The organism is Pseudofrankia inefficax, assembly GCF_000166135.1.
GTDB classification, from domain to species: domain Bacteria; phylum Actinomycetota; class Actinomycetes; order Frankiales; family Frankiaceae; genus Pseudofrankia; species Pseudofrankia inefficax.
Genome location: NC_014666.1, coordinates 3156079 through 3169472, shown reverse-complemented (window position 1 = coordinate 3169472; position 13394 = coordinate 3156079). Strand labels below are relative to the sequence as shown.

At 73.9% G+C, this 13394-nt stretch carries 13 protein-coding genes and 1 pseudogene; 10 read left to right on the top strand and 4 right to left on the bottom strand.

Annotated features, from left to right (window positions below; genetic code table 11):
• Positions 1-41 precede the first annotated feature (41 nt).
• The 3 genes from FRAEUI1C_RS12915 to FRAEUI1C_RS12905 all read right to left on the bottom strand — a co-directional run bounded on the left by FRAEUI1C_RS12915 (position 42) and on the right by FRAEUI1C_RS12905 (position 2271).
• On the bottom strand, positions 42-878 hold the full coding sequence (locus FRAEUI1C_RS12915; RefSeq protein WP_013423743.1) for a VIT1/CCC1 transporter family protein: 837 nt from the start codon (positions 876-878) through the stop codon (positions 42-44).
• Between the two features lie 9 nt (positions 879-887).
• Entirely contained in the window at positions 888-1352 is a 465-nt protein-coding gene (locus FRAEUI1C_RS36210; RefSeq protein ID WP_013423742.1) for a peroxiredoxin, read from the bottom strand.
• Positions 1353-1440: 88 nt separating this feature from the next.
• Complete coding sequence (locus tag FRAEUI1C_RS12905) at positions 1441-2271, bottom strand: MmyB family transcriptional regulator (protein WP_157734918.1); 831 nt, start codon at positions 2269-2271, stop codon at positions 1441-1443.
• Positions 2272-2349: 78 nt separating this feature from the next.
• Here FRAEUI1C_RS12905 and FRAEUI1C_RS12900 point away from each other — a divergent pair, with 78 nt between their 5' ends.
• Together FRAEUI1C_RS12900 and FRAEUI1C_RS12895 are read left to right on the top strand one after the other, a co-directional pair.
• Positions 2350-3078 carry a dienelactone hydrolase family protein gene (locus FRAEUI1C_RS12900; RefSeq protein ID WP_157734917.1) on the top strand — a complete coding sequence of 243 codons (729 nt, stop codon included), beginning with the start codon at positions 2350-2352 and terminating at the stop codon, positions 3076-3078.
• A gap of 114 nt (positions 3079-3192) precedes the next feature.
• Complete coding sequence (locus FRAEUI1C_RS12895; RefSeq protein WP_013423739.1) at positions 3193-4047, top strand: metallophosphoesterase family protein; 855 nt, start codon at positions 3193-3195, stop codon at positions 4045-4047.
• Positions 4048-4111: 64 nt separating this feature from the next.
• Here FRAEUI1C_RS12895 and FRAEUI1C_RS12890 read toward each other — a convergent pair whose 3' ends face one another.
• A complete protein-coding gene (locus FRAEUI1C_RS12890) occupies positions 4112-4882 on the bottom strand; it encodes a hypothetical protein (protein WP_013423738.1) in 771 nt (256 codons plus the stop codon).
• A 340-nt stretch (positions 4883-5222) separates the two neighbouring features.
• Between FRAEUI1C_RS12890 and FRAEUI1C_RS12885 the strand changes: the two genes are divergently transcribed.
• The 8 genes and pseudogenes from FRAEUI1C_RS12885 (at position 5223) to FRAEUI1C_RS12855 (ending at position 13321) form a co-directional block, all read left to right on the top strand.
• On the top strand, positions 5223-6170 hold the full coding sequence (locus FRAEUI1C_RS12885) for an ROK family protein (protein ID WP_013423737.1): 948 nt from the start codon (positions 5223-5225) through the stop codon (positions 6168-6170).
• A gap of 22 nt (positions 6171-6192) precedes the next feature.
• Positions 6193-7389 (top strand): annotated as a pseudogene (locus FRAEUI1C_RS42305) (prolyl oligopeptidase family protein); the annotation flags it as partial.
• Between the two features lie 90 nt (positions 7390-7479).
• Complete coding sequence (locus FRAEUI1C_RS42300; protein ID WP_497006521.1) at positions 7480-8259, top strand: prolyl oligopeptidase family serine peptidase; 780 nt, start codon at positions 7480-7482, stop codon at positions 8257-8259.
• A 147-nt stretch (positions 8260-8406) separates the two neighbouring features.
• A complete protein-coding gene (locus FRAEUI1C_RS40985) occupies positions 8407-8553 on the top strand; it encodes a hypothetical protein (RefSeq protein ID WP_232425406.1) in 147 nt (48 codons plus the stop codon).
• A gap of 127 nt (positions 8554-8680) precedes the next feature.
• A complete protein-coding gene (locus tag FRAEUI1C_RS12870) occupies positions 8681-9016 on the top strand; it encodes a VOC family protein (RefSeq protein ID WP_232425405.1) in 336 nt (111 codons plus the stop codon).
• A gap of 315 nt (positions 9017-9331) precedes the next feature.
• Entirely contained in the window at positions 9332-10225 is an 894-nt protein-coding gene (locus FRAEUI1C_RS12865; protein ID WP_013423733.1) for a HalD/BesD family halogenase, read from the top strand.
• Between the two features lie 132 nt (positions 10226-10357).
• A complete protein-coding gene (locus tag FRAEUI1C_RS12860; RefSeq protein ID WP_013423732.1) occupies positions 10358-11230 on the top strand; it encodes a methyltransferase type 12 in 873 nt (290 codons plus the stop codon).
• 189 nt (positions 11231-11419) lie between these two features.
• Positions 11420-13321: a choline/carnitine O-acyltransferase gene (locus FRAEUI1C_RS12855; protein ID WP_013423731.1), complete on the top strand. Its 1902-nt coding sequence runs from the start codon at positions 11420-11422 to the stop codon at positions 13319-13321.
• Positions 13322-13394: the final 73 nt, after the last annotated feature.

Here is a 13394-nt window from a genome sequence, read left to right as displayed (position 1 = left end):
TTCTCTTCTGGATGGTCGACGGGTGGATTCGGGGCGGCCGGTCAGCTGACCGTCGAGCCGAACAGCTTCCCGATGCCGTAGGTGACGGCCGCCGCCACGAGGATGATCGCCAGCTGGCGCAGCGCCCCGCGGCGAAGCGGGCGGCCGCCGGAGTGCGCGACGACGGCTCCGACGAGGACGCTCGCGGCCGCGGTCAGCGCGATGGACACGACGACGGCGGGAACGCCGTGCAGGAACCACCAGGGCGCGAGCGGGACGAGGGCTCCCGCGGCGAAGTAGGCGAGCGACGTGGTCGCGGCGGTCAGCGGCGAGCCGAGCCCGGCGGGGCTGATGCCGAACACGATCTGGGCGGTGAAGGCGAGGAACCGCTCCTCGTCGAGCGCGAGCTCCGAGGGCGCGGCCTGCGCGGTCGCGCGGGCGAGCCCGGCGGCCTCCAGGCGCGAGGACAGCTCGCCGAGCATCAGCCGTGGGTTGTGCGTGACCAGCCGCCGGATCTGGGCCAGGAGGCCGTCGTAGAGCTCGGCCTGGCTGCGGACGGAGACCCACTCCCCCGCGGCCATCGACAGCGCGCCGGCGAGCAGGCTGGCGAACCCCGCCAGGCGGACCGCGCTGGGCGAGGCGTGCGCGCCGGCCAGGCCCAGGATGAGGCAGATGTTGGTGACGAGGCCGTCGCTGATGCCGAGCACGGCCGCCCGCGCGCCGCCCCGGGCGACCTTGGCCACCTGGCTGGCGAGCTCGGCGGCGTCGGCCGCCGGGTCGGCGGGCGCGCCGGTGGAGGTCGTGTGCAGCGGGCGGGCCGGCTGGTGCGGCCGGTACGGGCGATGGCCGGTGGCCGGGACCGGGGCCGGGATGGCCGTCGCCGCGGCGTCCTCACTCATGGGCGGCGCTCACGGGCTGCGCAGCCCGGTGAGGGTGGACAGCACCGAGACGGCGTGGTCCTGGACGCCCGCGACGGCGTAGGTCCGGCGCACGACGCCGGCGGGATCGACCAGGTAGGAGACGCGCAACGGGAAGGCGGCGTACTGGTCGTCCGGCGCCCGCTCGACCCCGAACAGGCGCCCCACGCTGTGGTCGACGTCGGACAGCAGCGGGAACTCGAAGCCCTGTTCCTCGGCCCAAGCCCGGTTCTCCTCGGGTGTGTCGAACGACAGGCCGACGATGAGACAGCCGGCCGCCCGGAACTGCTCGGCGCGGTCGCGAAGCTCCTGGCCCTCGATCGTGCAGCCGGGCGACCCGGCCCGGGGATACCACCACAGCAGCGCCCAGTGGCCCGCGAGCGACGTCGAGGAGACCAGCGTCCCGTCCTGGTCCGGCAACGCGAACGCCGGAAGGCGGGCACCCGGGTCGAGCATGCCAGCGATGCTATGCGCCGGCTCCCGGTGATCCGTGTCCGGTCTACCTCGCGCACGAACACGCGCGGGCGGCGATCCGCCGGCGCTTTCAGCCAGTCAGCCCGGGAGGCCGCGCGGTGTACGTGACCAGTGTCTGCTCCGGCCGGTCGGCGACCTGGAGCACGACGTGCGCGTACTCCAGCGGGCCGAGGCGAGGATGGCGGAGCCTCTTCACGCCATTGCCTATCGAGGCGACGTCGAGCTCCGGCCACCACTTCCGCACGTACGCGCTGTCGCGCTGGAGCTCGCCGACGAGGGCCGCGACGCTCGGCTCGTTCAGGTGGGCCGCGGTGGCCAGCCGGAAGCGCCCGAGCATGGCGCGCGCCTCCTGCTCCCAGTCGAGGTAGACCCGCGTCGCCTCGTCGCTGGTGAACATCCACCGCACCAGGTTCCGGTCCTCGGGTGCCCGGGTCTCCCAGTCGGTGAAAAGCTCACGTGCCGCCGGGTTCGCCGCGAGGACATCCCAGCAGCGTCCCTTGACGAAGGTCGGATAGGGATCGAGGCGCTCGACGAGGTCCGCGACGTCGGGCGAGATCGTCTCGGCCGGGGGCCGCGCCCGCCACTCGGTCTCGCGGCGCAGCTGCGCGCTCGCGGGCCGGCCGTTCGCGAGAACGTCGAGGTACTGGCGCTCAGCCGGATTCAGCCGAAGCGCCGCCGCGAGGGCGTCGAGCACCTGCGCGGAGGGGCTTACCTGGCGGCCCTGTTCGAGGAACGCGTAGTAGGTCGGCGACAGGTTCGCCAGCGCGGCGACCTCCTCGCGGCGCAGCCCGGGTGTACGGCGCCGCTCTCCCGGCGGCAGCCCGACGGCCGCGGGGCTGAGGCGGGCCCGCCGGGACCGCAGGAGCTCACCCAGCGTGACCGGGTCTCCGTTGGACTCCACGCCCGCGAGCATAGTCACGGCGATGCTAGTAAAGACATGCTGTGGTCACCCCCCGGTGCGATGCACAGACTGGGCTCCATGGACATTCTTCGGGAGCGAATCGAGGTTCCGGTGCCGGATGGCACCGCGATGGCCGGCTATCTCGCTCGCCCGGCCGGCGAGATAGCGCCGGTCGGGGTGATCGTGGCGCATGAGTTGTTCGGGGTGAACCCGGATATCCGATCCATCGTGGACGAGATCGCCGCCGCCGGTCATCTGGTGATCGCGCCGGAGTTCTACCATCGGGACGCCGAGCAGGGCCGGTACCTGGCCCGGGACGACGACGGCCGGCGCGCGGGTTTCGCTCTGTTGCACAAGCTGAGCCGTGCCGGCGCGATCGCCGACGTAAGGGCAGCCATGACGACGCTGACGAGCCGTTACGCGGTTCGCGAGGTCGCCCTGGTGGGATTCAGCGCCGGGGGCCATCTCGCCTATCTGGCCGCGGCCAGCCTGCCCATCTCCCGGACAGCCGTACTGTACGGCGGCTGGCTTCCGACCACCGACATCCCGCTCAGCCGTCCCGAGCCCACCCTGGAGCTCACCCCGGGAATCAGCGGCCAGGTTCTCTGCCTGTACGGCGGGAACGACGCGCTGATCGACGCCGACCAGCTCGAGCGGATCTCCACGGCCCTGCGCTCGAATGAGGTCCAGCACGAGCTCGTCGTCTACCCGGGCGTTCAACACGCGTTCTTCTGGGCCGGCACACCCGCCTTCGATCGCGATGCCCGCGACGACGCCATGAAAAGGATTCTCGCGCTGCTGGCCTGACCGGCTCCGCCGATGCTCGCCGAGTATTCATCTCGGGGTCGAGGCCACGTTCACGGCCCGCCACGTCGCCTGCGGTGAATCGAGGGACGCCGGCCGACGAGGAGATCTCGCCCCATGCAGATCGCGCAGATCTCGGACACGCACCTGACCCACCGGGGCGGCCTGACCGAGACGAACCTCCGGTGCCTGATCGCGTACCTCAACGAGGTGGCGCGCCCGGACGTCGTCGTGATCACCGGCGACATCCAGGTGATGCACCCGGACGACGCCGACGACCGGGCGTACGCCCGGTCGCTGGCCGGCCTGCTGGACGTCCCGTTCCGCGCGGTCCCGGGCAACCACGACGTCGGCGAGCCGGCCGAGCACCCCTGGGCCGGCCTTCGGGTGACCGACGAGCGGGTCACGGCCTTCGAGGCCACCTGGGGGCCCAGCTACTGGCGCGAGGACGGTGTCGGTGCCGTCCTGCTCGGCGTGAACAGCGAGCTGCTCGGCTCCGGGCTCGCCGCCGAGGCGCGGCAGTGGGCCTGGCTGGAACGGACCGTCGCCGAGCTGCCCACGGCCACCCCGGTCCTGCTGTTCCTGCACAAGCCGCTGTGGCCGGTGCTCGACGAGCCGACCGAGCAGCAGCTCGACGTCGACCCGGTGGCCCGGGACCGGCTGCTGGCCCTGCTCGACGCGGTCGCGCTGCGCGCCGTCGGCTCCGGCCACCTGCACACCTACCGCCAGCGACGGCGCGGCCAGGTCATCGAGGTCTGGGCGCCGTCGACCGCGTTCGTGATCACCGATGAACACGAGAGGCGCGGCGGCCTCGGCGAGATCGGCTACGTCGAGTACCTCGTCGGCGACGGGGTGGTCGAGGCGAACTTCCGCTCGATTCCCGGCCTGACCCGCACGCCGGGCCGGCGGATCCCCCAGGTCGCCGCCGCGGCCGACGCCGCCCTGGCCGCCCCGGGTCCGCCGACCGCCTGAGCGGCCGGGGCCGGCGCCGGCGGCGCCGCCGGCGGCGGCGGACCGACTCAGCAGGGACCGAGACTCAGCAGGGACCGAGGCCCAGCAGCGTCCAGAACAGGAACAGCACGGTGGCGACCGGGCCACAGCGGGGCGCCGACCCGGCCGGCGCGGCGGTCGGCCCGGCGCTGACCGGGCCCGCGGACGGTCTGGTCTGGGTCTGAGTCTGGGCCGGGGCCGGGCCGCCGCCGGGGCCCGTTCCCGCGCCGCCCGGGGCCGCCGCGGCGACCGCGGGTGGGGCCGACACCTCGGCCTGGGTCGGCCCCGCGGCCGGCGGCAGCGCGCCCGCGGGCAGCTGGTCGGTGGGCGCCACCGCCGGGGCGGTCTCGGGGACCGAGGCGGGCGAGCTGGCGACGCTGTCCGGCAGGGCAGCGCCGGCGTCCGCCGTGGCGCCGGTGTGGTGGACCGTGGTGACCACGCTGACGATGATCAGCGCGAGCACGAACGCCGCGCTCGTGGCGACCGCCGAGCGCCACACGAGCATCGCCCGCCGGTGCGCCGGGTCGTCGTCACGGTAGGCGTCGGCGTGACGGCCGCCGAACCGGGTCGCGGCGGGAATCACGACCGCGGCATTGGCCAGGTGGGGCGCGAGCGCGTCGTCGCGGGCCTCGACCTCGCCGTCCCAGTAGTCCAGGACCTCCGGGCGGTCGACGTCGTACAGGTCGGCGTCGAACCGCGGTCCGGTGGGAGCCTCGGCGCGCAGGATCTCGACCGTGTCGGCCTCGCCGTGGCGAGCGCCGCCGCCTAAGGCCGCGGAGTTCTCCCCGTCCCGTGACGAATCTTCCCAATGCCCCATCTGACCCCGCCCAGGTGCGGTCGCGCCCGGGCGAACCCGTCGCGACGATCTGACCTGCGCGCCGACCACCCGCCCGAGCGCGCGAGGCGATCGGGCCGGCCCCTCCCCAGGACCGGCGGCGAATACGAATCAGACAGTAACGACAAGACGCCCAAGACGCCACAAATGACGATCGAGTCCGCCCGATCATGAATGGTGCGCGAGAGGGCGGCCACACTGTGCGTCATTTCAGCGGCCCAAACCGCTGGTAGGCCCCGTGAGACGCTGCGGGCATGGTCCCCGGCCTCGCCCAGGAGCCCGAGCGGCGCGCACCCGTGCCACCGCCGCGACGGCGGTCCCGGTGGGCGCGCTGAGCCCCGGCGGCCCCTGCTTCGTCGGTGTCGACGTCGGCGGAACGACGATCAAGGCGGCGCTGTTCGATGACACCGCGCTGTTCGACGGCGCGGCGCGGCCGGTCGTCGAGGTGCGGGAGCCGACCCCGGCCGACGCGGGACCGGACGCCGTGGTGGCGGCACTGCTCGCGGTCACCCGCCAGGTCGTGGAGCTGGCGCAGGCGCGGCTCGCCCGGCCGGCGGCCATCGGCGTCGCCGCGCTCGGCCTCGTCGACGAGGCCGCCGGCCTGGCGGTCCGGTCGGCCAGGATCGGCTGGCGGGACGTGCCGCTGCGCGCGATCGTCGAGCGGGAGCTCGCGATCCCCGTCGCGCTCGGCCACGACCTTCGGGCCGCGGCGCTCGCCGAGGCCCGGCTCGGCGCGGGCCGCGGCTCGGCCAGCTTCGCCTTCCTCGCCGTCGGCACCGGGGTCGGCGGGGCCGTCGTCCTCGACGGCGTGCCGCTGACCGGGGCGCACGCGCGGGCGGCCGAGATCGGGCACCTGCGCGTCGCCGGCGCCGACCTGGCGTGCCCGTGCGGCTCCGTCGGCTGTCTGGAGACCGTCGCGTCGGCGCGCGGGATCGCCCTGGCCTACCGGGCGCGGACCGGCCGGACGGTCACGGCCGCCGACGTCGCCGGCCGGCTCGCCGACGACGCCGACGCGGCCGCCGTGTGGGCCCGCGCCGTCGACGCGCTCGCCGAGGCCCTGGCCATCTGCCAGCTCGTCGTGGACCCGGCCGCGGTGGTGATCGGCGGTGGCCTGAGCCTGGCCGGGGACCTCCTGCTGCGGCCGCTGCGCGGCGCGCTCGCGGACCGGGTGACGTTGGGGCCCGCGCCGCCCCTGGTGCGCTCCGCGCTCGGCGACCGCTCGGCCCTGGTCGGCGCGGGCCTGCTCGCCGCCAGGCTGCTGGGCGGGTGAACGTTCCGGGACACGTCGGAAATGCCGGGCGATCAGGCAGAATTGGCCAGTGGCCCAGGACGATCCATACCGCTGGCTGGAGGACGTCCTCGGGGAGGCCGCGCTCGACTGGGTGCGAGACCGCAACGCCGAGACGTTCGCCGAGCTCACCCCGTCCGCCGGGTTCGCCGAGCTGCGCGCGCGGCTGCGCGAGGTCCTCGACGCGGACGACCGGATTCCCTATCCGGTCAGGAGGGACGAGTACCTCTACAACTTCTGGCGCGACGCGGCGCAGCCGCGTGGCGTGTGGCGACGCACCTCGCCCGGGTCCTACCGCGACGACGTCCCGGACTGGGAGGTCGTGCTCGACGTCGACGCGCTCGCCGACCTCGAGGGCGAGAACTGGGTCTGGCACGGCGCGCGGGTGCTGCGGCCCGGTCATCGGCTGGCCCTCGTCGAGCTGTCCCGCGGTGGCGCGGACGCCTCGGTCGTCCGGGAGTTCGACCTGGTCACGAAGTCGTTCGTGACCGACGGCTTCGTCCTGCCCGAGGCCAAGAGCTCGGCCAGCTGGATCGACGCGGACCGGATCTACGTCGGCACCGACTTCGGGCCCGGCTCGCTGACCACCTCCGGCTACCCGCGGGTCATCCGGGAATGGCGGCGCGGCACGCCCCTCGACGACGCCGTCACCGTCTTCGAGGGCGAGGCGGACGACGTCTCGGTCGGCGCCTACCACGACCCGACCGAGGGCTTCGCCCGCGACTTCGTCTACCGGAACGTCGACTTCTACCGCACCGAGACGTTCCTGCGCACGCCGGCCGGGCTGGTCCGCCTCGACGTCCCGGACGACGCGGAGACCTCGGTGCACCGGGACTGGCTGCTCATCACCACCCGGTCGCCGTGGGCCGTCGGGGAGCGGGTCCATCCGGCCGGCGCTCTGCTCGCCGCCGACCTCGACGCCTTCCTCGCCGGGCGGCGCGAGCTCGACGTCCTGTTCGAGCCGGACGCGCACACCTCGCTGGCCTACCACGCGTGGACCCGCGACCACCTGATCGTCGCCACGCTGCGGGACGTGCGCAGCCAGCTCACCGTGCTGACGCCGGGCGCCGCCGGCTGGGCCTCGGCGCCGCTGGCGGACCTCCCCGACACCGGCTCGGCGGCCATCTGCGACACGAGCTCCGACGTCGACGACGAGTACTACCTCAACGCCAGCGGCTACACCCAGCCGGCGACGCTGTACCGCGGCGACATCGGAGCGCGGCCCGAGATCGTCAAGCAGGCGCCGGGCTTCTTCCCCGCCGACGGCCTGACCGTCAGCCAGCATTTCGCGGTGTCCGACGACGGCACCCGTGTCCCCTACTTCGTGGTCGGCTCTGGAGAACCCGGGCCGACGCTGCTGCACGGGTACGGCGGCTTCGAGGTCTCACTCACCCCGGGCTACAGCGGCACCGTCGGCCGCGGCTGGCTGGAGCGCGGCGGCACCTACGTCGTCGCGAACATCCGCGGCGGCGGCGAGTACGGCCCGGACTGGCACCAGTCGGCCGTCCGGGAGAACCGGCCGCGCGTCTTCGAGGACTTCGCCGCCGTGGCCAGGGACCTCGTCGAGCGGGGGGTGACGACGCCCGCCCAGCTCGGCATCGAGGGCGGCTCGAACGGCGGGCTGCTGATGGGCGTCATGCTGACCCGCTACCCGGGGCTGTTCGGGGCGATCGTCTGCTCGGTGCCGCTGCTGGATATGCGCCGCTACCACGAACTGCTGGCCGGAGCCTCGTGGATGGCCGAGTACGGCGACCCGGACGACCCGGCCGACTGGGCGTTCCTGCGCGAGTACTCGCCCTACCAGAACGTCCGGCCGGGCCAGCCCTACCCGCCGACGCTGGTCACGACGTCGACGCGGGACGACCGCGTCCATCCCGGGCACGCCCGCAAGATGGTCGCGCGGCTGGCCGAGCTCGGCTACGACGTCCGCTACTACGAGAACATCGAGGGCGGCCACGGCGGCGCCGCCGACAACGAGCAGCTCGCCCACAAGCTGGCGCTGACCTACGAGTTCCTCTGGCGCAGCCTCGGCCCGGCCGAGGTCGATGCCCGCCGCGAGGATCGATCATGATCTGACCGGGGTAAGCACCCGATCATGGCGAACTTGCTGCGCCGCGCCGCCGCGGCCGTTGGACTGGGTGGGCGGCCTCGGTCCGAGGCCTCCCGATCCCAGGCGCCGGACGGGCGGGCCTGGAACCCGTCCGGCTGGTGGTGGTGCATGGAGCACCAGCGTCCGGAGAACCCGCCGGACATGCCCGGCCACCGCCGGCTCGGCCCGTACGCGAGCGCGGCCGACGCCGCCGCGTGGCGGGAGCGCCTCGACGAGCGCAACGAGCAGTGGGACCGCGACGACGACCGGTCCTGACCGGCGCCCATGGGGCCCTGACCTTGGGGCCCTGGTCCGGGCCGCCGAGAGGATTCCGGGCATGAGGATTTCCGGGCACAAGGTCCGGGTGAGGGAGGCAGACGTGGCGCTCAGGTGGACATGGCTCGTGGTCGACTCCGTCGCGCCCGTGCCGCTCGCCCGGTTCTGGGCGGACGTCTTCGGCGTGGAGCCCGAGCAGGACGACGACGGCGACTGGACCGTCGCGGTCCCGGACAGCTCGGTCCAGCTGCTGTTCACCGCGGTGCCCGAGTCGAAGACCCTCAAGAACCGCCTGCACCTGGACCTGTCGCCGTCGTCGCCCGAGGAGCAGGCGGCCGAGGTGGAGCGCCTGATCGGGCTCGGCGCGACCCGGGCCGACGTCGGCCAGACCGGCGAGGAGTCCTGGGTCGTGCTGGCCGACCCGTCCGGCAACGAGTTCTGCGTCCTGTCCGGCCGGGACTGACCCGGCCGGGCGCGGTTTCGCCCGGCCGGTCGCCTTCGCCCGGCCCGTCGCCTTCGCCCGGCCGGTCGCCTCCCTCGGCCGGTCGCCTTCCCTCGGCCAGTCGCCGCGCCCGCCCGCGCGTGACTGTGCTTTCGACCTGCTCGTTTGCCGCCGCGAGCGGGAACGGGACCGGTAAGCGGCCGAAAGATGTCCATCGTGTTACCGGTCACATTGCCGGACGTTGCGCGGATACCTGCCGGAAAACTGTGCTGGGTTCTTCAAGGCGCCCGAATTACCGGACGGCGCGTGGCGTGGACGGTCGATGGAGGGATTCCCGTGACCAGGCCCGAGACCGTCACTGACGACCTCGCGACGGCCCAGGCGGTCGAGGCCGTCGTGAACACCGAGGCCTACCCCTTGTTCGCGCCCCAGGAGAGCGCCGACCAGGGGAAACTCATCGAGGGTGTCCGGCGCGAGCTGGCCGCGTCCGGCTGTTGTGTGCTTCCGGAATTCGTCCGGCCCGCGGCGCTGGAACGCCTGCGCGACCAGTGCGCGCGGCTCGCGCCGCTGGCCTACTACGGCGACGAGACCGTCAACGCGTACAACATCGCGCCGGGGACACCGCTGCCGCCGGGGCACCCGGGGCGGGTCAGCATGCGGCGCGGCAACGCGTTCGTCGCCCGGGACCGCATCCCGGCCGACCATCCCGTCGAGCGGCTCTACACCAGCGTCGCGTTCCAGCGCTTCGTGGCGGCCTGTTTCGAGCTGCCCGCCGTGCACGAGCTGGCGGACCCGCTGGCGGGCCTGTGCGTCAACGTGGTCGCCCCCGGGCGGGAGCACCCCTGGCACTTCGACACCAACGAGTTCGCGGTGAGCCTGCTGACCCAGGAGGCACGGGGCGGCGTGTTCGAGTACTGCCCGCGCATCCGGTCCGCGGCCGAGGAGAACGTCGAGGACGTGGCGGCCGTGCTCGCGGGCGACGGCGACCGGTTCGTCCGGCGGCTGCGGCTGCGGCCCGGCGACCTCCAGCTCTTCCTCGGCCGGTACTCGCTGCACCGGGTCAGCCGGGTGACGGGCCCGGAGCAGCGACACAGCGTGATCTTCGCCTACAGCGCGCGGCCGGGCGTCGTCGGCAGCCTGTCCAGGACCAGGCAGTTGTTCGGCCGGGTGCTTCCCGCGCACGAGCGGGCGGCCGAACAGCCCGTTCGCGTGGACGCGTTGCTCGACTGACCGGCGAGCAGATCCCCCGCCGGCGGGAATTCCCGCCCGCCCATTCCCGCCCGCCCATTTCCGGACCGAGCATTCCGGACCGATGCCCGCCCTGACCGCCCGTTGACGGGCGGATCGAGAGGAGCACCGACCATGGATTTCGACGCGACCGGAAAGGTTTCACTGGAGCACGTCTACAACCAGCCCGACCCGCGCGCGTACTTCCGCACGCTGCGCACGCTCGACTACCGGCTCCCCCAGCTGGCCAAACCGTACTTCTCCAAAATCATCGACGAATGCCAGGAAACGCGCCCGGACCAGCGGCTGCGCGTGCTCGACGTCGGCTGCTCCTATGGCGTCAACGCGGCGCTGCTGAAGTTCGACGTCGCCATGGACGACCTGTACGACCGCTACGCGGGAGAGGACAGCCTGGCGGTCGACGCGAATACCCGGGCGGCGCTGGTGGCCCGCGACCGGGCGCTGGCCACGGCGCGCGATGGCGCGACGGACATCGAGGTGGTCGGGCTCGACGCGTCCGGTCCCGCGCTGTCCTACGCCCTCGACGCCGGGTTCCTCGACGACGCGCTGCACGCGGACCTGGAGTCCCGGGATCCGACCGAGCCGGAGCGGGCCCGCCTCGCCGGCGTGGACCTGGTCATCTCGACCGGCTGCCTGGGCTACGTCACCGGACGGACCCTGACCCGGATCGTCACGGCCGCCACCGGCGGGTCCGCGGCCCCCGGGCCCGGGGAGACGGCGGGGGGCGGCCGTCCGGGCCTGCCGTGGATGGCGCACTTCACGCTGCGCATGTTCCCGTTCGACCCGATCGCCGAGACGCTGGCCGGGTTCGGCTACCAGACCGTGGCCGTCGACCGGATGTTCGAGCAGCGCCGGTTCGCCTCGCCGCAGGAGCGGGACCAGGTGCTGGCGACGCTGGCGGGGGTCGGGGTCGATCCGCGCGGGCTTGAGGCCGACGGCTGGCTCTACGCCCAGTTGTTCATCTCCCGCCCACCCGAGTCACGCTGAGAAGCCGATCGGCGCGAATCCGTCACAGCGAATACGTCACAGCGGTGCCTGGCAACCGCCAGGATGAGTCCACCCGTGCCATGACCAGCCGAGCGCCGGTCGGCTGCCGCGCGTCCAGTGTCGGGACCCGCCCAGGCCGCCCGCCACGACCACGATCCCGCCACGACCACGATGAGGAAGACGACCAGGATGACCGTCCAGACCGGCCGCGAGGCCGCCACCACCGCCGCGCCCACGGGCGGGATGGTGCCCGCCACGGGCACCTTCGACAACGAGGACAGCCTGCCCCGCGTCCCGCTGCCCGGCCTGGCGGAGAGCTGCGCCCGGTTCCTGGACTGGTGTGCCCCGCTGCTCACCGCCGAGCAGCTGGCCGCGACCGAGGCCGCCGTCGCCGAGTTCCTCGCGCCGGACGGGCCGGGGCCCGCGCTGCACGCGCAGCTCGCCGCGTTCGACGCGAGCGAGGGCGTCCACAGCTGGCTCGACGAGTTCTGGCCCGCCCGCTACCTGGGCCGCCGCGACCGGATCGCGCTGAACGCCAACTTCTTCTTCCTGTTCCGCGACGCCGTGCCCGCGCCCACGGCCGAGGCGCTGCCGGGCGGCCCGCAGGTCGAGCGGGCCGCCGGCCTGATCGCCGCCGCGCTCGACTACAAGCTGCGGCTGGACGCGGAGCGCATCCCGCCGCTGGTGCGGCGCGGCCAGCCCCAGTCGATGGTGCAGAACCGGTTCCTGTTCTCCACCACCCGGATCCCCGGCCTGGAGCAGGACACCGTCCGGGTGCCCTACAGCGCCGCGTGGCCGGGCCCGTCGGACGCCCGCCACGTCCTCGTGTTCCGCCGGGGGCAGATGTTCCAGCTGGAGGTGCTCGGCCCGGACGGCACCCCGCACACCCTCGCCGAGCTGGCCACCGGCCTGGTGGACGTGCTGGCCGCCGCCGACCTGACGCCCGCGCCGGACGACACCGCCGTCGGGCACCTCACCACGAAGGCCCGCGCGGACTGGGCCCGCAGCCGGGCGGCGCTGCTCGCCCTCGACCCGGCGAACGCGGTCGCCCTCGACGACGTCGAGCGGGCGCTGTTCTGCGTCTGCCTCGACCACGTCACCCCGCCGGACCGGATCGCCACCTGCGACCAGCTGCTGTACGGCAGCGCCGCCGGCCGCTGGTACGACAAGGCGGTCTCGTTCGTCGTCCTGCCGAACGGCCAGGCCGGGATCAACGTCGAGCACTGCGGGCTGGACGGCACCACGATCCTGAGCTTCGTCGACGAGCTGCTCGCCGCGCCGGCCGCCGAGCTGTCGGCCCGCTCCGGCGCCCGGGCGCACGGCCGCCCGGCGGTGCGGCCCGTCACCTTCGTCCTGGACGAGGCGCTGCGGGCCGACATCCGGGCGGCGGCCCAGGCGTTCACCCAGTTCGGCGCGGACACCGCGTCGGTGGCGCTGACCTTCCCCGAGCACGGCGCCGACCGGTCCAAGGCGCTGCGGATCTCACCGGACGCGCTGGTGCAGCTGGCCTACCAGCTCGCGCACCACCGGGCGAAGGGCCTGATCGGCGCGACCTACGAGTCGATCGCCACCCGCCAGTGGCGCTACGGGCGCACGGAGGCGATGCGGGTCGTCACGCCGGAGGTGCTGGCCTTCGTCGCGGCCATGAACGACCCGACGGCGGACCCGGCCACCCGCCGCGAGGCGCTGCGCGCCGCGGCCGGGGCGCACGTCCGCCGGGCCGGCGACTGCCAGCGCGGCGACGCGCCCGAACAGCACCTGTGGGAGCTCGCCTTCATCCAGCGCCGCCACGGCGCCGAGCTCGGGGTGCCGGCGGCGTCTCCGCTGTACGAGTCGCCGGGCTGGCTGGTGATGCGCGACGACTACCTGAGCACCAGCTCCGCCCCGTCGGAGAACATCGAGTACTTCGGGTTCGGCTCGACCAGCGGGAAGTGCATCGGCATCGCCTACGTGCTGCTGGCGGACCGGCTGAACATCTACCTGAGCACCCCGCGCCCGGTGGCCGCCGGCATGCACGCGTTCGCCGACCGGCTGCGCGAGGCCCTCGCCGAGCTCGACCAGCTGCTCGCCACGGACCCCGCCCGCCCCTGAGGGGAGCTGCTGCCACCCCCGGCGGCGTTCAGCTGCCGAGGGTGGCGCTCCAGACGTCACCTGGATCTGGCTG

What these genes read in the sequence shown, in the direction of transcription:
- FRAEUI1C_RS12915 (WP_013423743.1), bottom strand. Translation starts at nt 878, where the DNA reads ATGAGTGAGGACGCCGCGGCGACGGCCATCCCGGCCCCGGTCCCGGCC.
- FRAEUI1C_RS36210 (WP_013423742.1), bottom strand. Translation starts at nt 1,352, where the DNA reads ATGCTCGACCCGGGTGCCCGCCTTCCGGCGTTCGCGTTGCCGGACCAG.
- FRAEUI1C_RS12900 (WP_157734917.1), top strand. Translation starts at nt 2,350, where the DNA reads ATGGACATTCTTCGGGAGCGAATCGAGGTTCCGGTGCCGGATGGCACC.
- FRAEUI1C_RS12895 (WP_013423739.1), top strand. Translation starts at nt 3,193, where the DNA reads ATGCAGATCGCGCAGATCTCGGACACGCACCTGACCCACCGGGGCGGC.
- FRAEUI1C_RS12890 (WP_013423738.1), bottom strand. Translation starts at nt 4,882, where the DNA reads ATGGGGCATTGGGAAGATTCGTCACGGGACGGGGAGAACTCCGCGGCC.
- FRAEUI1C_RS40985 (WP_232425406.1), top strand. Translation starts at nt 8,407, where the DNA reads ATGGAGCACCAGCGTCCGGAGAACCCGCCGGACATGCCCGGCCACCGC.
- FRAEUI1C_RS12860 (WP_013423732.1), top strand. Translation starts at nt 10,358, where the DNA reads ATGGATTTCGACGCGACCGGAAAGGTTTCACTGGAGCACGTCTACAAC.
- FRAEUI1C_RS12855 (WP_013423731.1), top strand. Translation starts at nt 11,420, where the DNA reads ATGACCGTCCAGACCGGCCGCGAGGCCGCCACCACCGCCGCGCCCACG.